16 protein-coding genes are annotated in these 20,471 nt (G+C 63.6%); 7 read left to right on the top strand and 9 right to left on the bottom strand.

The features are described 5' to 3' along the window. Positions 1-47 precede the first annotated feature (47 nt). From LZ496_RS10990 to hflK, 3 genes are all read right to left on the bottom strand, one after another. On the bottom strand, positions 48-1,598 hold the full coding sequence (locus tag LZ496_RS10990) for a Do family serine endopeptidase (protein ID WP_249904721.1): 1,551 nt from the start codon (positions 1,596-1,598) through the stop codon (positions 48-50). Positions 1,599-1,704: 106 nt separating this feature from the next. Further along, positions 1,705-2,559, bottom strand: a complete 855-nt coding sequence (gene hflC / locus LZ496_RS10985; protein WP_249904720.1) for a protease modulator HflC — start codon at positions 2,557-2,559, stop codon at positions 1,705-1,707. Continuing rightward, positions 2,559-3,638: an FtsH protease activity modulator HflK gene (gene hflK / locus LZ496_RS10980; protein WP_249904719.1), complete on the bottom strand. Its 1,080-nt coding sequence runs from the start codon at positions 3,636-3,638 to the stop codon at positions 2,559-2,561. The genes hflC and hflK overlap by 1 nt, the downstream gene beginning before the upstream one ends. Positions 3,639-3,708: 70 nt before the next feature. Here hflK and LZ496_RS10975 point away from each other — a divergent pair, with 70 nt between their 5' ends. Beyond that, the gene (locus tag LZ496_RS10975; RefSeq protein WP_249904718.1) at positions 3,709-4,671 is read left to right on the top strand and encodes an Mrp/NBP35 family ATP-binding protein; all 963 of its coding nucleotides are present in this window, start codon (positions 3,709-3,711) and stop codon (positions 4,669-4,671) included. Between the two features lie 36 nt (positions 4,672-4,707). Then, positions 4,708-5,148: a CoA-binding protein gene (locus LZ496_RS10970; RefSeq protein WP_249904717.1), complete on the top strand. Its 441-nt coding sequence runs from the start codon at positions 4,708-4,710 to the stop codon at positions 5,146-5,148. Positions 5,149-5,156: 8 nt separating this feature from the next. Here the strand turns inward: LZ496_RS10970 and LZ496_RS10965 are convergent, their stop codons facing one another. From LZ496_RS10965 to LZ496_RS10950, 4 genes are all read right to left on the bottom strand, one after another. Further along, complete coding sequence (locus LZ496_RS10965) at positions 5,157-6,341, bottom strand: S8 family serine peptidase (RefSeq protein ID WP_249904716.1); 1,185 nt, start codon at positions 6,339-6,341, stop codon at positions 5,157-5,159. Positions 6,342-6,450: 109 nt separating this feature from the next. Further along, positions 6,451-7,797, bottom strand: coding sequence for a TldD/PmbA family protein (locus LZ496_RS10960; protein ID WP_249904715.1), 1,347 nt, complete (start codon positions 7,795-7,797; stop codon positions 6,451-6,453). Positions 7,798-7,814: 17 nt separating this feature from the next. After that, a complete protein-coding gene (gene ubiA, locus LZ496_RS10955) occupies positions 7,815-8,729 on the bottom strand; it encodes a 4-hydroxybenzoate octaprenyltransferase (RefSeq protein ID WP_249904714.1) in 915 nt (304 codons plus the stop codon). Next, the gene (locus LZ496_RS10950) at positions 8,726-9,427 is read right to left on the bottom strand and encodes an HAD family hydrolase (protein ID WP_249904713.1); all 702 of its coding nucleotides are present in this window, start codon (positions 9,425-9,427) and stop codon (positions 8,726-8,728) included. The genes ubiA and LZ496_RS10950 overlap by 4 nt, the downstream gene beginning before the upstream one ends. 140 nt (positions 9,428-9,567) lie before the next feature. Between LZ496_RS10950 and LZ496_RS10945 the strand changes: the two genes are divergently transcribed. The 5 genes from LZ496_RS10945 to pip all read left to right on the top strand — a co-directional run bounded on the left by LZ496_RS10945 (position 9,568) and on the right by pip (position 15,728). Beyond that, positions 9,568-10,059 carry a GNAT family N-acetyltransferase gene (locus tag LZ496_RS10945; protein ID WP_249904712.1) on the top strand — a complete coding sequence of 164 codons (492 nt, stop codon included), beginning with the start codon at positions 9,568-9,570 and terminating at the stop codon, positions 10,057-10,059. A 9-nt stretch (positions 10,060-10,068) separates the two neighbouring features. Further along, positions 10,069-10,809, top strand: coding sequence for a 16S rRNA (uracil(1498)-N(3))-methyltransferase (locus LZ496_RS10940; RefSeq protein ID WP_249904711.1), 741 nt, complete (start codon positions 10,069-10,071; stop codon positions 10,807-10,809). 70 nt (positions 10,810-10,879) lie between these two features. Continuing rightward, the gene (locus LZ496_RS10935; RefSeq protein ID WP_249904710.1) at positions 10,880-12,250 is read left to right on the top strand and encodes a glutamate--cysteine ligase; all 1,371 of its coding nucleotides are present in this window, start codon (positions 10,880-10,882) and stop codon (positions 12,248-12,250) included. Positions 12,251-12,408: 158 nt separating this feature from the next. After that, entirely contained in the window at positions 12,409-14,709 is a 2,301-nt protein-coding gene (locus LZ496_RS10930; protein ID WP_249904709.1) for a TonB-dependent receptor, read from the top strand. A 65-nt stretch (positions 14,710-14,774) separates the two neighbouring features. After that, positions 14,775-15,728 (top strand): prolyl aminopeptidase, encoded by a 954-nt coding sequence (gene pip, locus LZ496_RS10925; protein ID WP_249904708.1) that lies wholly within the window; start codon positions 14,775-14,777, stop codon positions 15,726-15,728. 69 nt (positions 15,729-15,797) lie between these two features. Here the strand turns inward: pip and LZ496_RS10920 are convergent, their stop codons facing one another. Together LZ496_RS10920 and ligD are read right to left on the bottom strand one after the other, a co-directional pair. Beyond that, positions 15,798-17,948, bottom strand: a complete 2,151-nt coding sequence (locus LZ496_RS10920) for a penicillin acylase family protein (RefSeq protein WP_249904707.1) — start codon at positions 17,946-17,948, stop codon at positions 15,798-15,800. A gap of 36 nt (positions 17,949-17,984) precedes the next feature. Continuing rightward, positions 17,985-20,471 carry a DNA ligase D gene (ligD, locus tag LZ496_RS10915; RefSeq protein WP_249904706.1) on the bottom strand — a complete coding sequence of 829 codons (2,487 nt, stop codon included), beginning with the start codon at positions 20,469-20,471 and terminating at the stop codon, positions 17,985-17,987.

The raw sequence follows: 20,471 nt of genomic DNA, 5'->3' as shown, positions 1-20,471 counted from the left end.
GGCAATGAAAGCCTAGGCCGAAGGGAAGCTGTCAACAACCCGGACCTTTACCGAGCCGAAATGTTGACGCCCACGAAGGCTTCCGGCGCCTGGCCGCGTTTGACCAGTAGAAGGACGCTGCTGCGCCCTGCGCGGCGTGCACCGTCGACCGCCGCCTGGACTTGCGCCGGGCTGCTTACAGGCTGGCGATTGACCGAAATGATCACGTCGCCGCGGCGAATGCCCTTTTCGGCTGCGTCGCTGCTCGGGTCGATCGAGGTGATGACCACGCCGCGCGTGCCCGTGGGAAGGTTGAGCGCGCGGATGATCTGCTCGTTGAGCGATTGCATCGACAGGCCGAGTGCCGTGCCTGGTGCAACCGGCGTTTCCTCGCCCAGCACCTGTTCCTGGTCCTGGCCGCCGCCGGCCTGCTTGGCCAGTTCCTCATCCGTCGGGCGCTGCCCGACCTGGACCTGCAAGGTCTGCCGTCGGCCATCGCGGACAATCTCCAGAGGCACGCGGCTGCCAACGCCCGAATTGGCGATCAGGTAGCTGACCGTTTCGTCCTGGGTCACATCGCGCCCGCCGACCTTCAGGATGACGTCGCCCTGCTGGATCCCGGCTTTCGCCGCAGCTTCGCCCGGGACAACGGAGCGGACCAGTTCGCCACGATCCTTCGGCAAGCTCAGGGCGCCCGCGATATTCTCGTCGAGCGGTTGCAGTGAAACACCGAGATAGCCGCGCTCCGGACGCTGGCCGCGGCGAAGCGCCTCGATGACCGGCTTGGCAGCTTCCGCCGGAATGGCGAGGCCGATGCCGACGCTTGCGCCGGTCGGCGAGATCAGGGCCGAATTGATGCCGATGACGTTGCCAGCCATGTCGAACATCGGACCGCCGGAGTTGCCCATGTTGATGCTGGCATCCGTCTGGATGTAGCGGTCATAGGCGCCGATGCCGGTGATTCCGCGATGCAGCGCGGAGATGATTCCGGCCGTCACGGTTCCGCCAAGGCCATAGGGATTGCCGATCGCGACCACCCAGTCGCCGACCCGCGACCGGGTGGAATCGCCCCAATTGACGTAGGGAAGGTCGGCGCCTTCGATCTTGAGCAAGGCGAGGTCGGAAGCGCTGTCACGGCCGATGATCCGGGCCGGGAATTCGCGGCGGTCGGACAAGGTGATGGTCACGCTGTCGACGGTACCTGTACCGTCCACACCCTGGATCAGGTGATTGTTGGTGACGATGTAGCCGTCCGGCGAGATAATGAAGCCGGAGCCGAGCGAACCGGTTTCGCGGGTCTGCGGCGAATCCTGCCCCGGCGTTTGGCCTTGACCCTGTCCCTGTCCCTGGCCCTGCGGCGACTGCCCGCCGAAACGGCGGAAGAATTCTTCAAACGGATCGACCTGTCGCCGGACGGGCACCCGCTGCTTGGTCGAGATGTTGACTACCGCCGGCGCAAGCTTCGCCGCCAAGTCCGCAAATGACACCGGCGCGCCGGCGCGCGGAACGATGGCGGACGGCGCATTCTGCGCCACCTGCGCACCGGCCTGGCCGGTTGCGACAGAAAAAGCGGTACCTCCCAAAAGCAGGGCCATGGCGACCCCATAGGCGTAGCGCACGGGTCGAAACTCCTTCGTCGAATTCATTCTCATCCTCGCTTGGCTTCGCGATGCACGCAGCGACGCTAGGTCAAGCGCATGAACGCGAATTGAACAGTACCGGGTCCTATCGTCCAGTGAATTCCTTCAGATATTCGTTGTTTGGCGACAGAATGATGTTGGTTTGCCCCGCCTTGCCCTGACCTTCCGGCAGGAAGGTAGTCTGGTAGGACTGCATCGCCCGGTAGAAATCATAGAATTGCGGATCCTTGCCGAAGGCCGCGGCGTAGACCTGGGCAGCTTCAGCGTCGGCCTCCGCACGAATGATCTGTGCGCGCTTTTGACCCTCGGCACGGATAGAACGAGCCTCCTGCTCGCGCGCCGTGCGCATCCGGTCGTATGCGGAGTCGAGCGGCGACCCGCTCGGCAGGTCTGCCTTCTTGATGCGCACATCAACGATTTCGACGCCATATTGCCGGGCAACGCGATTGAGTCCGCCACGGATATTCTCCATCGCGCCCTCGCGCTCGGGCGACAGGAGAGAGGCGAACGGACGCTTGCCAAGCTCGTTGCGAAGCTGGGAGCCCAGGATCGGCTTCAATGCCAGTTCAACCCGGTCGACCGACCGAGCCGCCAAATACATGCGGAGCGGATCGACGACGCGGTAACGGGCGAAGGCGTCGACTTCCAACCGGCGCTGGTCGGTCGAAAGTACCTGCTGCTTGTCCATGTCGAGGTCGCGGACGCGCTTGTCGATCCAGACGATATTTTCGACGAACGGTATGCGGATTGCGAGGCCGGCGCCGACTCCGCCGAACTGGTCGCCCTCTTTGTACCGATTGATAATCCGTACGGGCTTACCGAACTGGGCAATGATTCCCTGCCGAGTTTCGGGGACAATCGACACGCTGCTTAGCAACAGGACTAGCAGCAGGAAGCCAAAGGCGGCAGCGGCGATCGGGTGACGGCGAAGGGCGTCCATCAGCGCGCTCCTGCCGGGCTGCGCCGGACTTCGTTCAAGGGCAGGTACGGCGTTACGCCGGGCGTTTCGACGATCGTCTTGTCGACGTTACGCAACACTCGCTCCATCGTTTCATAATACATGCGGCGGCGGGTCACTTCCGGCGCAAGCTTGTACTGCTCATAGACCTTGTCGAACGCCGTCGCCTCGCCCTGCGCGATTTGGCGCAGCTGGAGGGCGTAGGCATTGGCCTGGTTGATGTCGCTCTGGGCGGCCTGCTGGGCCGCAGTAACCTGCTTGAACGCTTCATTTACCTGAGCCGGCGGATCGGCCTGGCGGATCGCGACACCCTGGATCACGACGCCGGATTGATAGGCATCGAGCGTCTGCTGCATTTCTTCCTGGACGCGCGTTTCGATGGATCCGCGAGCGGCGCCCATCGCATCCTGCAGGGTGACCTGGGATATGATCTGTCGCATCGCGCTCTCGGCAACCTGGCGGATCGTTTCCTGCGGCGTCGCTAGCTCGTAGAGATATTGCTCGGGATCGCGGATGTTCCAGCGGACCTGATAGGCGATGTCGATGATGTTCTGATCGCCGGTCAGCATCAGCGTTTCTTCCGCGGCCGAACCAATATCCTCGTTGCGGATTTCCTCCACATTGACCTTTTCGACCCGGTCGATCGGGGACGGCAAGGTGAGGCCGATGCCCGGCGAAAGCGTGTGGCTGTAGCGACCGAAGCGGGTGACGACGCCGCGCTCTTCGGGCGCGATCCGATGCATCGTGGTGAGCAGGAGCCACACCAGCGCGACGGCGATCGCCGCCCAACCGAATAGCGAACGATCCGGCCGACCACCGAAATTGAAGTTGCCGCCGCCTGGTCCGCCAAAGCGACCCTTGCTGCGCTTCAGGAAATCGTCGAGCGAACTCACCGATCCCCGCCCGGTACGGCGCGGTTCTTCGCCCCATGGTCCGCCGCCTTGGCTATTGCCTGAAGGAGGCTCGTCGCCTCCGCCGGATCCCGGCGGCGCGCCCCAGGGACCCTTGCTGTCGCTGAAAAGGGCGCGACCCCGTGCTCCCCATTCGGAAAAGATTGTCATGGCCCCATAATAGGAGGGGTTTCGCCGAAAAACAGTGCCGCCTGTCGAAAAGGCGACTAAGGCGCGCTCCATGACTAATGACGACGTCCTGACCGCCCTCGATCAGCTGCCGGAAGCGGAGCGGATTCGGTCGCGAAAGCTGACGGGAAATGTGGCGACGATCGTTGCAGACGCCAGCGGGCTTGGCGCCGAGGAAAGGCAATCGCTGGAAGCGAAGCTGAAGGCGGCCGCGCTGGCCGTACCGGGCGTTACCGAAGCGCGTGTTGCGATGACCGCGGCCAAGCCGCATCGCACATTGATCGCCATCGGGTCCGGCAAGGGCGGCGTCGGCAAGTCCACCCTTACCGCCAACCTCGCCGTCGCACTGGCGCGCATGGGCAAGCGCGTCGGCATCGTCGACGCGGACATTTATGGCCCTTCGCAGCCCACTCTGTTTGGAACCAGCGAAAAGCCGCAGGCGGTGAAGGAGAAGCTGATCCCGGTCGAAGTGCAGGGCATCAGGCTGCTGTCGGTCGGGCAACTGGTCTCGGCCGATACCGCATTGGCGTGGCGTGGGCCGATGGCATCGAGCGCGCTCAATCAGCTGGTCGAGGGCGACTGGGGCGACGCTGAATTGATCCTCGTCGACCTGCCGCCCGGCACCGGCGACGTGCAGCTGTCGCTGGTCCAGAAGGCGCGTCCGGCCGGCGCCGTGATCGTGTCGACGCCCCAGGACCTGTCCCTGATCGACGCGACCCGTGCCATAGACCTGTTCGGCAAGACCAGTGTTCCCGTGCTGGGGCTGATCGAGAATATGGCGGGCTATCAGTGCCCCCATTGCGGCGAGGCCAGCGATCCGTTCGGACAGGGCGGCGCGGAGGCGTCGGCGGCCAGGCTCGGCGTGCCCTTCCTGGGACGGCTGCCCTTGTCGACAAGCCTTCGCGAGGCATCGGACGCTGGCCGCCCGCCGGCTGCAGGGGAAGGGCCGGCAGCCGAAGCATTTTCGGCCATCGCGATCAAATTATTGGCCGAACTGGAGAAAGTTTCGGCCTAGAGCATTGTTGGCGGACACAGCAAAGGTCTCAAGAAAGTGCCGCTAACCAATTCCCAGGATATCGCCGACCTCCTGCAGTCCGTCCGGACCATTGCCATGGTCGGCGCTTCGGACCGGCCGGACCGCCCCAGCAATGGGGTGATGAAATTCCTGCAAAATCAGGGATATCGCGTAATTCCGGTTAATCCGACCATCACCGGCGAACATGTCCACGGCGAATATGTCTGGCGGGAGCTGGATCAGATCGGCGAACCGATCGACATGGTCGACATTTTCCGACGGAGTTCGGAAGTCGGCCCGATCGTCGACCAGGCCATCGCCATCGGCGCCAAGGCGGTCTGGATGCAGTTGGGCGTCGTCGACGAGGAGGCCGCCGCCCGCGCCGAAGCGGCAGGCCTCAAGGTCGTCATGGATCACTGCCCCAAGATCGAGATCATGAGACTGGGATTAGCGAAGATTGAACCGGCGGCCGACTGACCGCCGTTTCACTTACGTATCGGTGCTTTGACCACGCCGATGTCGTAGGAACCGCCACGACCATCCGCGGCCTGGCCATCGATGGCGTTGCTGCCTGCGAGCAGAATGCCCGCGAAATGGGGCGTGGCCATCGACGTTCCCGACATGGTTGCATAGCCGCCGCCCTTGTAGGTCGACAGGATGCTCGATCCCGGTTCAGCGAACGAAACCGGCGGCTTTCCGTAATTGGAGAAGCTCGACCAGGGATCGACCAGGTCGGTTGCACTCGCGCCCTGCGCAAAGGATGCGATCGTATAGACATTGTCGGTATTGCTGACGCCGCCGGCCCGCGCAGGCGAGTGGTTCATCGCGGACTCGGATTCATTGCCGGCGGCCAGCGCGAATTTCACGACACTCGCGGCTCCTCGAACCGCATCGTCGAGGGCTTGAGACACGCCCCCGCCGAGGCTCATGTTGGCGACGTCTCCGGCCCTCCCCACGGACGCGACATATTCGACACCGGCAATGACGCCGGAGTTGGTGCCGCTGCCACGGCGGTCGAGCACACGAACGGCAACTACCTGAGCGCCCGGCACTACCCCGATGACGCCGATCGTATTGGCCTTCGCCGCGATCGTTCCCGCAACGTGGGTGCCATGCCCATGAAGATCGCTGGGCGATGTTTCCCGAGCCACGAAATTCGCGTGTAGGTTGGACGTCGTGTTGAGGTCCGGGTGGGTGAGGTCGATACCAGTGTCGATCACGAAGGCCCTGGCATTGGCGACCTTTGTCTCAACGCCCACACCGCCACCGACGCGCGTAATCCCCCACGGCGTGGTCTGTCCTGATGGCTGGGGCGCTGGGGGCTTGCCGAGCACGCGGAACTCGAACGGGTCAGAAGACTGGATCGCCTCCACTTCCTGATCCTGCTCGCAATAGGCGATGTTCGGGTTCTTGCCCCGCAGCAACTGCGCAGTGAGGCCCGGCGCCGAGGCCGAGAATCCGCGAATGGCATTGGCATAGACATGCTTTACGCCGTTGCCCGCAGCCTTGCCGGCCTGTTCCCGCACCTTGTCCTTGCCGACCGCGCCTTCCTTGAAGACGCAGATATAGCTTCCCTCGATCTTGTCGCCCGCCTTGGCAAAAGCCGGCGTCGCTCCCCCCAGAATCGTTACGGTCGCTGCAAAGCAAAGCAGTTGATTGATCTTGCGCATGATTGCCCCCGACTGAGTCGTCCCGCGGGGGAGGTTATCGAATCATTTACCAGTTGCAAACCATTGGCGATTCAACGGATTTCCCAGTCCGGGACTGGGGCAAACGGCGTCAGGCGCTCGCTACGGTCATTTCCGGCACCAGCAATGTCGGACTGTCGATCCCTCGCCGCAGCCTCAGATCGTTCGCCGGCTCAAGGGTCGCGAAGATCTGCTTGAGGTTGGACGCGACGGTGATCTCCGCGATAGCCGGGCCGATTTCACCGTCGGTGATGAGGTAGCCCGCAGCGCCGCGTGAATAGTCGCCGGTGACCCCATTGACCCCCTGTCCGATAAGTTCGGTGATCAAAACGCCCTTCTTGATGCCGGCGATCATGTCTTCGCGGCTGCGCTGGCCGGCGGCAATGGTAAGGTTCGCAGGTCCGGCACCCGGGCTTCCGGAAACTCCGCGGATAGCATGTCCGGTAGGCTGGATGCCGAGCTGCCGGGCGGATGCACTGTCTGCCAGCCAGCTGGTGAGGACGCCATCGTCGACCAGATTCATCGCGCGGACGGGAAGGCCTTCGCCGTCAAATGCCCGGCTGCGTAGCCCGCGCTTACGGAATGGATCATCGTGGATGGTGATTCCTTCCGCGAAAACCTGCGTTTCGAGCGCGTCCAGAAGGAAGCTGGTCTGCCGCGCGATCGCCGATCCGCTGATGGCGCCGACGAAGTGACCGAGAAGCGTGGTCGCGACGCGCGGATCGAACAGGACCGGCATGACACCAGCCTTGATGCTGACCGGATTGAGGCGAGAAACCGCGCGTCGGGCGGCCCGGTCGCCGATTTCCTCCGCTGCCTCCAGATCGGCCAGATGCCGCGCCGAATGCCAGGCGTAGTCGCGCTGCATCGTCGAACCCGTACCCGCGACGACGCTCACCGAATTGCTGTAGCCGGTGGCCCTTGTAGCCGCGGCGAAGCCGTTGCTGTTGGCGATGGCGAGGGTCGAAGCCGAAGCGGAAGCGCCTGCGCCGCCGCTGTTCGTCACGCCTTCAATGGCACGCGCGGCATCCTCGGCGGCCAGTGCTCGCTGGCGCAGCTCGGCCGGATCGGGATCTCCGCCATCGTCGAGGTCGAGGTCGGCCGGAACGCCGCGAAACAGCAATTCTTCCGGTGCCAGGCCGGCATATTGATCCTCCGGCGCTTCGGCGGCCATTGCCAGCGCACGCTCGACCAAGGTCTGCATCGCTTCTTTGGAAAGATCGGACGAGGCTACCGTCGCGTTGCGCTTGCCGATGAACACGCGGAAGCCGATTTCCTCGCCTTCGCTGCGATGAACGTCCTCCAATTGGCCAAGCCGGACGCTGACGCCTTGAGAGCGGTCACCGACGTAAACGGCGTCAGCAGCGTCGGCGCCCTTCTTTCTGGCGAGTTCGACAAGCGACGCGGCGCGGTCGCGGGCGGCGGGGAGATCGAGCATGGGGCGCGACTAGGCCCTCAATCGAGCGACGACAAGCCGACGACAAGGAAGCCGATGAAAAGGAGCAGGCCGGCGAAGCGATTGGACCGGAACAGGGCGAGCGACCCCGCACCGTCGCGCGGTTCGATTCTGGCCACCTGCTGCGCAAGGTGGATCGCGGCGGGCAGCAGCGAAAGCAACGCGAGCCAGTCTGGCCGTACGGTCCAGATGGCCGAGGACCAGCCGGCAAGTGCCAGGACATAGCAAATGCCCACGCCAAGCTTGGCCTTGTCGCCCATCGCCCGGGCACTGGATTTCACGCCGACAAGCTCGTCATCCTCAATGTCCTGGATGGCGTAGAGGGTGTCGTAGCCAATCACCCAGAAAATGCTGCCGATCCAGAGGAGCAGTGGAGTAAGCGCAAACTCGCCTGTGACCGCGGGCCAACCAACCAGCGCCCCCCAGCTGAACACCAATCCGAGCCAGGCCTGCGGCCACCAGGTGATCCGCTTCATGAACGGATAAGCGGCGACCGGGAGAATGCTGAGAAGTGCGACAAGCTGCGCGACGCGAGGGAGTTGCAGCAGCACGACGAGGCCGATCAGCGATAGACCAATCGTCAGCGCCCATGCCGCCCTTGGCGATACACGTCCCGATGCCAGCGGGCGGAGCCGGGTGCGCTCGACCCGGCGGTCCAGGTCCCGGTCGACGATGTCGTTGTAAACACAGCCCGCCGAACGCATCGCGAAGGCCCCGAGCAGGAACCAGAGGAATAAGGTCCATTCGCCTCGTACTCCTGCCAGTCCAACGCTCCACGCGCATGGCCAATATAGCAGCCAGGTGCCGATCGGCCGGTCGAGCCGCATCAAGGAAGCGTAGGGCCGCATTGCACGCGGCAATCCGCCGATAAGCCCAGTTCGCTCGCTGTCGGGGACGAGGTCCGTGACTGTCACGCAGCCTCGGCGCGGTCGAGCCAGTTGACCAGAGCCGCCAAGGACGGAAGCTCGACGAAGCGGGGATTGTCGCTTGGCGCCGGTCGCTGCTCATGGCTCCAGCCGAGCGGCTGCGGGATGTAGGCGGCCCATGCCCCGGCCTCGAGTGCCGGGATGATGTCGGAACGCATTGAATCCCCTGCCATCAGCGCGTTCCCGGGCTCCACGGCGTTGCGGTCGAAAATGCCGGTGAATGTTTCCGGCTTCTTGTCGCTGACGATTTCAATGCCGGAGAAGAGGTCGCCGAGCCCCGAGGCGGCGAGCTTGGCCTCCTGATGGAACAGGTCGCCCTTGGTCACCAGCACCAACCGGGCCCGCTCGGCCAATGCGGTCAGTGTTTCCTCCGTGCCCTCGAATAGTTCTACCGGATGGGCGTGAAGCGCTTTCCCCGCCTCCAGAATCTCTCGGATCACGGACGCCGGAACATCGTCGCCACTGAGATCCAGCGCGGTTTCGATCATCGACAGGGTGAAAGCCTTGGCGCCGTAGCCGAACAGGCCGAGGTTGCGGATCTCGCATGCCTCAAGCGATGACCGCGCGATCCCGGCATCCGCGAACGGCTCCAGCATCCGCACCAGCGCGTCCTGCGTCGCGTGGAAGAAGCGCATATTATGCCAAAGCGTGTCGTCGGCATCGAGGCAGATAAGGTCGATGGGCATGGGGCCACTTAATCCTCTTCGTCATCCCCGCGAAATGGTGAAAACGCACCGTTCCCCAAACGGTGCTGGTTTTCGCCATGGGCCCCAGTTTTTTTGTCGCGCTGGGTTCCCGCTTTCGCGGGAATGACGATTATGAGGACATGAACATTCGACCAGAGCGGCCCGGAGACGAGGGCGCGATTGCTGCGGTGATCGAAGCCGCGTTTCTGAACGCCCCGCACCGCGACGGTACGGAGGCCTCGATCGTCGAAAGGCTTCGCGAGGCCGGGGCGCTGAACATTTCGCTGGTCGCCGAGGATGCGGGCGAGCTCGTCGGCCATATCGCATTTTCCCCGGTGACCATCGACGGCGCGGACCTGGGCTGGTTCGGCCTTGGCCCCGTTGCGGTGCTGCCAGATCGACAAGGCGACGGGATCGGTTCGCGGCTGATCCGAAGCGGTCTCGAGATGCTGCGGAACGAGGGTGCGGCGGGATGCGTGCTCGTCGGCGAACCCGCCTATTACCAGCGCTTCGGGTTCCAGACTGTCGCGCGCCTCGCCTTTCCGGGGATACCGCCCGAATATTTCCAGGGGCTTTCCTTTGGTGGCGGCATGCCAAGCGGCACCGTCGCCTATCACCAGGCCTTCGGCTAGGAAGCGCCAATGCCCGCTACGCCCGCCTGGCCGCCGAAAAGCCTTCCGCGCCTTTATGTCGAGACTCCGCTCGAGGCTGGCGCACGCGTCAACCTGGACGCAGCGCAGGCCAATTATCTCGGCAATGTCATGCGCCTGAAGGAAGGCGACCGGCTGCTCGTCTTCGACGGCATGTCCGGCGAATGGCTGGCCGAGATTGCCGAGGCGGGCAAGAAGCGCATGACGCTATCGGTCACGGAGCCGACCCGCCCGCAGGAAGCAGCGCCTGATCTTTGGCTTGCCTTCGCTCCGGTCAAGAAAGGCCGCGTCGACTGGCTAGTGGAGAAGGCCGTGGAGCTCGGTGTCGCGCGCCTGCTGCCGGTCGTCACCCAAAGGACCATCGTCGACAAGCTGAACCTCGACCGGATGCGTGCGCACATCATCGAGGCGGCGGAGCAATGCGGCCGGACCGCGCTGGCGGATATCGACGAGCCGGTGCGGCTCGATGCGTTCCTCAAGCAGCGCGATACGGGCCGCACGCTCTACTTCGCCGACGAGACAGGCGGTGAACAGGCGGCAGTGACGTTCAAGGCCGGCCCTGCCCTGATCCTGACCGGCCCTGAAGGCGGATTCACTTCTGAGGAAGCCGCAACAATCCGTTCCGCGCGGAATACGACCGCCGTCAGTCTTGGACCCCGCATCCTTCGCGCCGAAACGGCGGCTTTGGCCGCGGTCGCGGCGTGGATGTCGGCGGCCGGCGATTGGCGATAAGCGGCATTGCTTGGGTCATTAAGCGGAAGGTGCTGGCGCGGGTTGCGGCTCCCGGCTAGACGCGTCGCCGATGACGACCCGTACCGACCTGTCGGCGAGCCCGCCGATCGAGAGCCGCGACGATCTGCTTTCCGTATTCCAGGGCGGGGAAAAGCCGCGCGAGGCATGGCGGATCGGGACGGAGCATGAGAAATTTGTCTACCGTCTCGACGATCATCGCGCGCCCAGCTGGGACGAGCCCGGCGGCATTCGCGACCTCCTCGTCGGCCTGACCGAGTTCGGCTGGCAGCCGGTCGAGGAAGGCGGGAAGATCATCGCGCTGACGGGCGTGGACGGCACGATCAGCCTTGAACCGGCCGGGCAGCTGGAGCTGTCGGGAGCGCCGCTCCGCGACCTGCACGAAAGCTGCGCGGAGAGTGGACGGCACCTCCAGCAGGTAAAGGCGATCGGCGACCGGCTGGGCCTTGGCTTCCTCGGCCTTGGCATGTGGCCGGACAAGGCGCGCTCCGAACTGCCGATCATGCCGAAGGGCCGCTACGGCATCATGCTTCGCCACATGCCGAGAGTCGGCAACCTCGGCCTGGACATGATGCTTCGCACATGTACCATTCAGGTTAATCTGGACTATCGTTCTGAAGCCGACATGGTAAAGAAATTCCGCGTCGGACTAGCGCTGCAGCCGGTCGCGACCGCCCTGTTCGCGAATTCGCCGTTCACCGAAGGCAGGCCCAACGGCTACAAGAGCTTTCGAAGCCATATCTGGGAAGACACGGACCCGGCCCGTACCGGCATGCTGCCCTTCGTGTTCGACGAAAGCTTCGGTTACGAACGATATTGCGACTATGCGCTCGACGTGCCGATGTATTTCGTCTTCCGCGACGGCCAATATATCGACGCGGCCGGCCAAAGCTTCCGCGACTTCCTTGAAGGCAAGCTGCCCGCGCTTCCGGGTGAAAAGCCGACGATCGCCGATTTCACCGACCATCTGTCCACCGCCTTCCCCGAAGTGCGGCTGAAGAGCTTCCTCGAGATGCGCGGAGCGGACGGCGGGCGCTGGGGCCGGATCTGCGCCCTCCCCGCGCTGTGGGTCGGCCTTCTCTATTCGCAGAGCGCGCTCGATGCAGCGTGGGACCTGTGCAAACATTGGTCGATCGAGGAGCGCGAGGCGCTGCGCCATGCCGTCCCGCGCCAGGCGCTCGATGCCGAGGTGCCGGGTGGCGGCACCGTCCGTGACCTTGCGCAGCAGGTACTGGAGATCGCGGCAGCCGGCCTCACCGAGCGGGCGAACCTCAATTCGGCAGGCGATAATGAGGGCGGCTTCCTCGATCCGCTGCGCGACGTGGTCGCCAGCGGCAAGACATTCGCCGACCGCCTGCTCGATCGCTACCATGGCGATTGGCACGGCGATCTCTCTCATGTTTACGAGGAATTCAGCTTCTAAAAACGCTGTGGCGGATTCATCGCAACGCGCGCGAAAATGTCACGTAACGCGCCCGTCACATTGACTCGCATGTAAGCACACGTAGAGGCACTAGACGCATCGGGGCGGGGCACTTCTTGAACGGGGCCGCGTCCGCTGGCTTTTCAAGAAAGACGACGATGCGCCGCACCTCTCAGACTTCGCTCATCGCGCTGGCAACCGCCTGCGCATTCGCAACCACGCCGGCATTCGCCCAGGAGACGACCGAAGCTGCGCAGCCCGCTCCGACTGCTGACACCGCGGGCGACCAGGGCGTCGGCGATATCGTCGTCACCGCAACCCGCCGCGCCGAGAACCTGCAAGACATTCCCGTGTCGGTTGCGACCGTTGACGAGAAGACGCTGGATGCCGTCATGTCGGGCGGCGCGGACATTCGCGGCCTTTCCGGACGCGTTCCCAGCCTCAACATCGAAAGCTCTTTCGGCCGGACCTTCCCGCGCTTCTACATTCGCGGCCTCGGCAACACCGACTTCGACCTGAACGCGTCGCAGCCCGTCAGCCTGGTTTATGACGACGTCGTCCTGGAGAACCCGATCCTGAAGGGCTTCCCGGCGTTCGACGTCGACCGGATCGAAGTGCTGCGCGGCCCGCAGGGCACGCTGTTCGGCCGCAACACACCCGCCGGCATCGTCAAGTTCGACACCGTTCGTCCGGACCGGAACAACCATAACTATGCCCGCCTGAGCTACGGCAGCTATTCGACGGTCAATGCCGAGGCCGCGGTCGGCGGCGAAGTCGGCGAAGGCGTCTCCGTCCGTGTGTCGGGCCTGTGGCAGCACCGGAGTGACTGGATCGACAACCTCGCCGAGGAAGGCAGCAACGACCTCGAGGGATATGACGATTTCGCGATCCGTGGCCAAATGCAGTGGCAGCCGAACGACCAGCTGACGCTTCGCGTGACCGGCCAGCTGCGCGACCTTGACGGCGACGCACGCATTTTCCGCGCCAATGCGATCGAGCCAGGCACGAACAACCTGATCGGGCTCGACGGCGGCGACTTCAAGCGCGACGAGGTGATTACTGACGGCCTCAACTTCCAGAAGCTGAAGACCCAGAATATCGCGGGCAACATCGAATATGATTTCGGTCCGGTAACGCTCTATTCGATCACCAGCTATTGGCATGGAAAGCTTAAGAGCCGCGGCGACATCGATGGCGGCTTCGGCTGCTCATTCTGCGGGCCGGGCTTCACGGACAACAGCGAGCCGGGCTTCATTCCGTTCGCGGCGCAGAGCCAGGACGACATTCCGGACCTCGACCAGTTCACCCAGGAAGTCCGCATCGCTTCGAACAACAGCGGCGGCCTCGGCTACCAAGCCGGCGTTTTCTACTTCAACGAAGAATTGGAAATCGAAAGCTTCGACTTCGGCGCGCCAACGGCGACCGACCCGTCGGCTATCGTTCGTCAGCACCAGGACAGCAAGGCTTGGGGCGTCTTCGGCTCGCTGAACTATGCATTCGACAACGGCCTGAAGCTGCAGGCCGGAGCGCGCTGGAACAGCGACGACAAGGAGCTGACTGCCGACCGCGAATTCGACCTCCGTCCCGATTTCATCGGCGGCGGCCCGGTTCCGGAACAGACAATCGAGGCCGACGACAGCGTCCTCACCTGGGACGTCAGCGCAATCCATGAGCTGAACCAGGACATCAACATCTATGCGCGCATCGCCAAGGGCTATCGCGCACCGTCGCTGCAGGGCCGCATCCTGTTCGATCGCGATCCCTCGATCGCCGACAGCGAAACGACCATGTCGTACGAGGCGGGCATCAAGACCGTCCTGTTCGATCGCAAACTGCGCTTCAACCTGACCGGCTATTTCTTCAAGACCAAGGATTTGCAGCTGTCAGCGGTTGGCGGCGTGCAGAACGCCAACCTGCTGCTCAACGCCGATGCGGTGAAGGGCAGCGGCTTCGAAGCCGAGCTCGAGGCACGCCCCGTAACCGGCCTCTCGCTGACGGCCGGTCTCAGCTACAACAAGACCAAGATCCACGACGACGACCTGACCGTCGAACCTTGCGGCTCGGTTCCTGCCTGCACGGTGCTCGATCCGATCGACCCGCTTCATCCAACCAACGTGTTCATCGACGGCAACTCGCTGCCCCAGGCACCGAAGTGGACGATCAACTGGACCGCCGGTTACGAATATCCGGTCGGGCCGGGTTCGCTTTACGTCTTCACCGACTGGTACCACCGCTCGAAGATCAACTTCTTCCTCTATGAATCGGTGGAGTTCACGGACGACCAGCTGCTCGAGGGCGGTCTTCGCATCGGTTACAAGACCGATCGTTATGATGTCGCCGGCTTCGTCCGCAACATCACCAACGACGAAAGCGCGGTCAGCGCCATCGACTTCAACAACCTCACCGCGATGGTCAACGAGCCGCGCATATGGGGCGTCGAGCTGGGCGTTAAGTTCTAAACAGTCGCAAAGTGGCGGCGGGTGCGTTACGGCAACCGCCGCCATTTTTCTGTCCGGAGAATGTGATGACCGAACGCCGCACCCTCTACCCGGAAATCCAGCCCTATGACTCGGGCATGCTGGACGTCGGCGAAGGTCACCAGCTTTACTGGGAGCGGAGCGGGACGCCGGGCGCCAAGCCGGCCGTCTTCCTGCACGGCGGCCCGGGCGGAGGGATCAGCCCCAACCATCGCCGCCAGTTCGACCCGGCCAAATATGACGTGCTGCTATTCGACCAGCGCGGCGCGGGCAATTCCACCCCGCATGCCAACCTGGATGCCAACACGACCTGGCACCTGGTCGACGACATCGAGCGGCTGCGCGAAATGTGCGGCGTCGAAAAATGGATGGTGTTCGGCGGAAGCTGGGGTTCGACCTTAAGCCTTGCCTATGCCCAGACCCATCCTGACCGGGTCACGGAACTGGTTCTCCGCGGCATCTTCCTGTTCGGACAGAGCGAGCTCGACTGGCTCTATCGCTACGGCGCGTCGGAGCTTTATCCGGACGGCTGGGACGAATTCCTGGCCCCGGTGCCGCAGGAGGAACGCGGCGATCTGGTGGGTGCTTATCGCCGGCTGCTGACCAGCGACGATCACCAGGTGCAGCTTCGTGCGGCGAAGGCATGGAGCAAGTGGGAAGGAGTTACCGTCACCCTGCTGCCCGATGAGGAAATGCTGGCCGAGTTCACCGAGGACCAACATGCGATCGCGGTCGCTCGCATCGAGAATCACTACATGCTTCATCGCGGCTGGCTGGAAGAAGGCCAGCTGCTGGAGGGCGCGAAAAAGCTGCGCGGAATTCCCGGCGTCATCGTCCAGGGCCGGCACGACTGCTGCACCCCGCCCCGCGCGGCCTGGGAGTTGAAGCGCGCCTGGCCGGAGGTCGAGCTCAACATCGTCCCCGACGGCGGACACCTTTACAACGAGCCGGGCGTCCTCGACGGCCTGATCCGCGCGACGGACAAGTTCGCGGGGAATTAAGCCGTCATTGCGAGGAGCGCAGCGACGCGGCAATCCAGACTGGATTGCTGCTATGCTCGCAATGACGGGTCACTCGCCCGGCGTGTAGGTCCGCTCGATGTGGCCCTGTAGCTCGTCGGGATAGAAATAGACCTGCCGAAGGGCGCCCGCGGCGTAGCGCGCCGCCTGGTCATTGAAATGGGGCGATGACGGGTTTCCGCTCTCGCCGCCGGCGCTGACTGCCCTTGCCCGAACGCGCGGCCCGAATTCGACCACCGCAACGAAGCTGTTGCCGCTCGTCCCGTACCAGCGCCTGGTACCCGGCTTTGCTTCGGAACCGACGGACGCCAGCGATCCCCAGCGACCGGACGCGAAGGGCAGCGCTATGCTGGGAGCCTTATCGCTGAATGGATGATCGATTGCCGGCGAAATCCGCTGGAATCGATTAATCTCGCCCCACGGCACCTGCCACCCGCCGAAGTCGCTGGTGAGGCGAGCGATGGCCTTGTCCAGCGCCTGCAACTGACCGTCCGGCGGGACGTCCCTGGCAAGCCGCATGGTCTTGTGATTGATCGGTTCGTCGGCAGAGCCGCCGAGCGCCTTCATCATTTCATCCGTCCAGAACATCGCCAGCGATTCGGCGGTGGATTCGCTGCTCCAGCGATAATTCCAGTCACGAAGCAGCGCGATCGGCGCCGCCAACGCACGTTTGCGTTCGCTGTCCGGCGACTGCTCCCACGCCCGGACCAGCCCAGGAATCAGAACCTCGAGGCCAGGCTGGAGACTGTCGTAGGCGGCCGCCTGTAATCCTTCGAGCGTCCAACCCTTGCTACGCTCCAGCAGCCTGACCGCATGAAGCCCGCGATAATTCTCTCCGTACGTATCCATGTAGCGCGGATAATGTTTCGCCTTGGGACTGAAGGCGCCGGCCGAAGAATAGGGCCAGTTGTTCGTATTCTGCACCCATCCGTTGGGCGGACTGATGACGTTCGGAAGGTCGACCAGATTATGGAGAGATGTCCAATCGGTTGCAGGGTCGCTGCCGTCGACCGGCTTCGTATAGTCGAAGCGATCGTTGCGGCGCGGGACGAACTGCGCGTGGAAATAGGCGATCGTGCCCGTCGAATCCGCGAAGATCGTGTTGTTCGAACTGTTGGCGCGGATCCGTGCGATTTCGAGGAAATGAGCAAGATCAGTCGCCTTGGTGCGAAGATAGCTCTGCTGCAGCGCCGAAACCGGATTGTCCATCATCCTGAAGGCGACCCACTTGCCCCCCTCTGCCCGGACGATCGGACCATGGTGCGTCCGATAAGTCGTGAAGCGCCGTTCCGCGATACTGCCGTCGGCTTTCCGATATTTGATGGCGATCGGACGGGTTTTGATGTCGCGCCACTCCGATCCATAGCGATAGGAGCGCTTGCCCTTCTTCTCCGAAACGGTCTCGACAAATTCATCGGTGCTGTCGACGCCGCTGGACGTGTGCATCCACCCGGCCTTGGCGTTGAAGCCCTGGTAGATGAAGAACTGCCCCCAGGTCGCTGCACCATAGGCATTGAGCCCTTCCCCGCTTGTGACCTGCGATTCCGATCGGAAGAAAAAGCTGGTGTGCGGATTGATGAGGAGCAGCGCCTTGCCGTCGCGGGTCAGGGAGGGCGCAATCGCGATCCCGTTGGAGCCTCGGGGCTCCGGATCATAGGCCGCGAACGCGGTCTTCACCGCCTTGCCACCGTAGAATTGTGTCAGCCCATTCAGGTCGATGCGTTCGATATCGCCCCCGATGCTTCCTTCGGTGAAGCTCAGCGCCATCCAGGGCTCGAACCGTTTCAGCACCTTCGGCTTCACCTCCGGATGGGTGGCGAGATAATAGTTGAGGCCCGCCGCCCACCCATCCATCAGCTTCTTCAGCCAGTCGGGGCTGTTTGCATAGCCGGCCTTCAGCTCCTCCTCGCTGACATAGAGTCGGGCGCGGAGATCCTTCCAGATCGCTGCCTCCCCTTCCGCCTCGGCGGTGCGGCCCAATGCGGTCAGGTAATTGGCTTCGATCCGCGGGAAATCATCTTCGGCTTGCGCGTAGATCATTCCGAACACGGCATCGGCGTCGGTCGGGCCATTGATATGGGCGATGCCGAAATCGTCGCGGGTGATGGTGACCTTCGCCGCCTGGCTTTGCCACGTCGAAAGCTCCGGCGGCGGCGCTGCGGCGACAAGGAACAGGGCGAGCGGTAGTACAAGCGGACGCATCGGCAATTGCTAGGCGACGCCGATCGCCAAGCCAAGTCAGGCCTTGGGAAGCTTTTGCATGGCCTCTCCCCAGCCAGCGAGTTGCTTGGAACTCGCCCGCTCGATCAGTTCGTCTGCATCGCGGATCGAATATGTCGCCCCGCTTTTGACCTTCTCCAACTCCTCCCAGGCGATCGGCGCGGCAACCGGTGCGCCGTCGCGGGCGCGGGCCGAATAGGGCATGATCGCCGTCGCGCCGCGCTGGTTGCGTAACCAGTCGAGGAAGATGCGGCCCTTACGCTGGTTCTTGCGGATGTTGGCGGTGAAGGTATCGGGCTCGGCCTCGGCGATGGCGCGGCTGAACCGTTCGGCGAAGCTTTTGACCTTGGGCCAGTCGGCTGAACGGTCGAGTGGGGCGATAACGTGGATGCCCTTCCCGCCGGTCAGCAGCGGAAAAGTGACGAGGCCAAGGTCGGCAAGTAGGGCGCGGAGCCTCAGTGCCGCTTCCTTCACCTTTTTGAAGTCGAGGCCTTCGTCGGGATCGAGATCGAACACCAGGCGGTCTGGGTATTCCAGCTTGGCCACGCGGCTTCCCCAGCCGTGGAATTCGATCGTCCCCATCTGCACGCAGGCGAGAATCCCCTTCGCGTCCTGGACGTAGAGATAGTCCGCCACGTCGCCGTCGCTTTCCTCGATCGGGACGTGTTTTACGTGCGGACCCATCGCCCCGCTGTCGTGCTTCTGGAAGAAGCATTGCTTGGCGCGGCCTTGCGGGCAGCGGACCAGGCTGATCGGCCGCTTGGCCATGTCGACCAGCATCAGGGATTCGACCGCAGCGTAATAGGCGGCAAGGTCGCCTTTGGTCAGGCCGTCCCCCGGATAAATGACCCGGTCGGGATTGCTGATCTCGATCCCGAAACTGTCGGACGCCGCGTCCGCCTTCTTCGACTTGGCGACGGTCGAGAGTTTCTTCGGCTTCTCCAGCACGACCTCCCTTGCCGGCTTGTCCTCGCGAAGCGCGATGAAGCTCGGATGGCGAAGCGTAGCATCCCGGGTGAATTCCGTGAACGCGACCTCGGCGACCAGCTTCGGTTCGATCCAGTGCGACGAGCGCCGCGCGGACCGCGGCACGTCCACCGCCGGTTCGTGGATTTCCATCGGTTCCATCCGGTCGCGCAGGTCCTGGATCATTTTCGTGTCGAAGCCGGTGCCGACCTTTCCGGCATATTTGAGCTTGCGCCCGTCGCGCGCCGCCAGATGGAGCGAGCGGAAGCCCTTTCGCTTGTCGCTGTCCTGCCAGCCGACGATCACGAATTCCTGCCGCTGGATGCATTTGATCTTCAGCCAGTTCTTCGATCGCTTGCCGGCATAAGTCGCCTCGGCCTTCTTCGAGATGACGCCTTCGCCGCCTTCCTTGCAGATGGCGTCGAACAGCTTCTCGCCCTTGCCGATTACATGATCGCCATAAAGAATCGGCGGGCTGACAGGCTTAAGCAGCGCCGCGAGCCGCTCCTTGCGCTCGATGTTGGGAAGGCCGGTGATGTCCTCGCCCTGATCCACCAGCAGGTCGAATGCATAATAAGCGAGCTCCGCGTCCCCTCCCTTCAACGTCGCCTGGAGCAGCTGGAAGCTTGGCTTGCCCTTCTTGTCGAGCGCGACGGCTTCGCCATCGATCAGGCAGCCGGGTGGAAGCTTGGCGGCGGCGCGGACGATCGAGCGGAACTTGTCGCTCCAGTCGTTGCCGTTGCGCGTCCACGCGGTAGCGGCCCCGCCAGCAGTCGAAACCAGCAGGCGATAGCCGTCATATTTATACTCGTGGAGCCAATCACTGCCGGCCGGAACCTCATCGACCAGCGTCGCGAGCTGCGGCGCCTGGAAAGGCGGCGGCCCGACGCCGGTCTTGCGCTTGGCGCGCCCGGTCTTGCCGGTGGCCTTGCGGTTGGAATGCCACACGTCGGCCGCCGCCGCGATCTCCGCCATGCTGCGGTCGGTCGTGACGCTGGTGACGCATTGCTCGACCAGCGCTTCGCCCTCGTCCGGCTTGGCGAAATCATCGTCGACCTTCTTCAGCATCCAGGGTTCCTGCCGCTCGCCGGGCTTCGGCTTCAGGCGGAACATCACCCACTCGCCCTTCATCCGCTCGCCATCGAGCGTGAAGTGGAGGTGGCCCTCCTCGATCGTCTTACTCGGGTCCTTGCCGGGCTCTGGCTCCCAGCGGCCCTTGTCCCAGAGCATCACCGTGCCGCCGCCATATTCGCCCTTGGGAATGACCCCTTCGAACTCGCCATAGTCGAGCGGATGGTCCTCGGTCCGGACCGCAAGCCTTTTGTCGTCGGGGTCCAGCGACGGGCCCTTGGGCACTGCCCAGCTCTTCAGCACGCCGTCCAGCTCCAGCCGGAAGTCCCAGTGAAGTCGCGACGCATCATGCTTCTGGACAACGAAACTGTCGCCCTTCCCCTTGAGCTTGCGGCCCTTGGGCTCCTTCGTCTTCGAGAAGTCGCGCTTGCGATTGTAGGTTTGGATGTCGAGCTTGCGAGAGGCCAT

It is taken from the genome of Sphingomonas caseinilytica (genome assembly GCF_023516455.1).
Taxonomy (GTDB): domain Bacteria; phylum Pseudomonadota; class Alphaproteobacteria; order Sphingomonadales; family Sphingomonadaceae; genus Sphingomicrobium; species Sphingomicrobium caseinilyticum.
This window is presented reverse-complemented; position numbering and strand designations above follow the sequence as displayed.

Coding starts and splice junctions, on each gene's coding strand:
- hflC (WP_249904720.1), bottom strand. CDS start 2,559: ATGGACGCCCTTCGCCGTCACCCGATCGCCGCTGCCGCCTTTGGCTTC.
- hflK (WP_249904719.1), bottom strand. CDS start 3,638: ATGACAATCTTTTCCGAATGGGGAGCACGGGGTCGCGCCCTTTTCAGC.
- LZ496_RS10975 (WP_249904718.1), top strand. CDS start 3,709: ATGACTAATGACGACGTCCTGACCGCCCTCGATCAGCTGCCGGAAGCG.
- LZ496_RS10965 (WP_249904716.1), bottom strand. CDS start 6,341: ATGCGCAAGATCAATCAACTGCTTTGCTTTGCAGCGACCGTAACGATT.
- LZ496_RS10960 (WP_249904715.1), bottom strand. CDS start 7,797: ATGCTCGATCTCCCCGCCGCCCGCGACCGCGCCGCGTCGCTTGTCGAA.
- LZ496_RS10950 (WP_249904713.1), bottom strand. CDS start 9,427: ATGCCCATCGACCTTATCTGCCTCGATGCCGACGACACGCTTTGGCAT.
- LZ496_RS10945 (WP_249904712.1), top strand. CDS start 9,568: ATGAACATTCGACCAGAGCGGCCCGGAGACGAGGGCGCGATTGCTGCG.
- LZ496_RS10940 (WP_249904711.1), top strand. CDS start 10,069: ATGCCCGCTACGCCCGCCTGGCCGCCGAAAAGCCTTCCGCGCCTTTAT.
- LZ496_RS10935 (WP_249904710.1), top strand. CDS start 10,880: ATGACGACCCGTACCGACCTGTCGGCGAGCCCGCCGATCGAGAGCCGC.
- LZ496_RS10930 (WP_249904709.1), top strand. CDS start 12,409: ATGCGCCGCACCTCTCAGACTTCGCTCATCGCGCTGGCAACCGCCTGC.
- pip (WP_249904708.1), top strand. CDS start 14,775: ATGACCGAACGCCGCACCCTCTACCCGGAAATCCAGCCCTATGACTCG.
- LZ496_RS10920 (WP_249904707.1), bottom strand. CDS start 17,948: ATGCGTCCGCTTGTACTACCGCTCGCCCTGTTCCTTGTCGCCGCAGCG.
- ligD (WP_249904706.1), bottom strand. CDS start 20,471: ATGGCCTCTCGCAAGCTCGACATCCAAACCTACAATCGCAAGCGCGAC.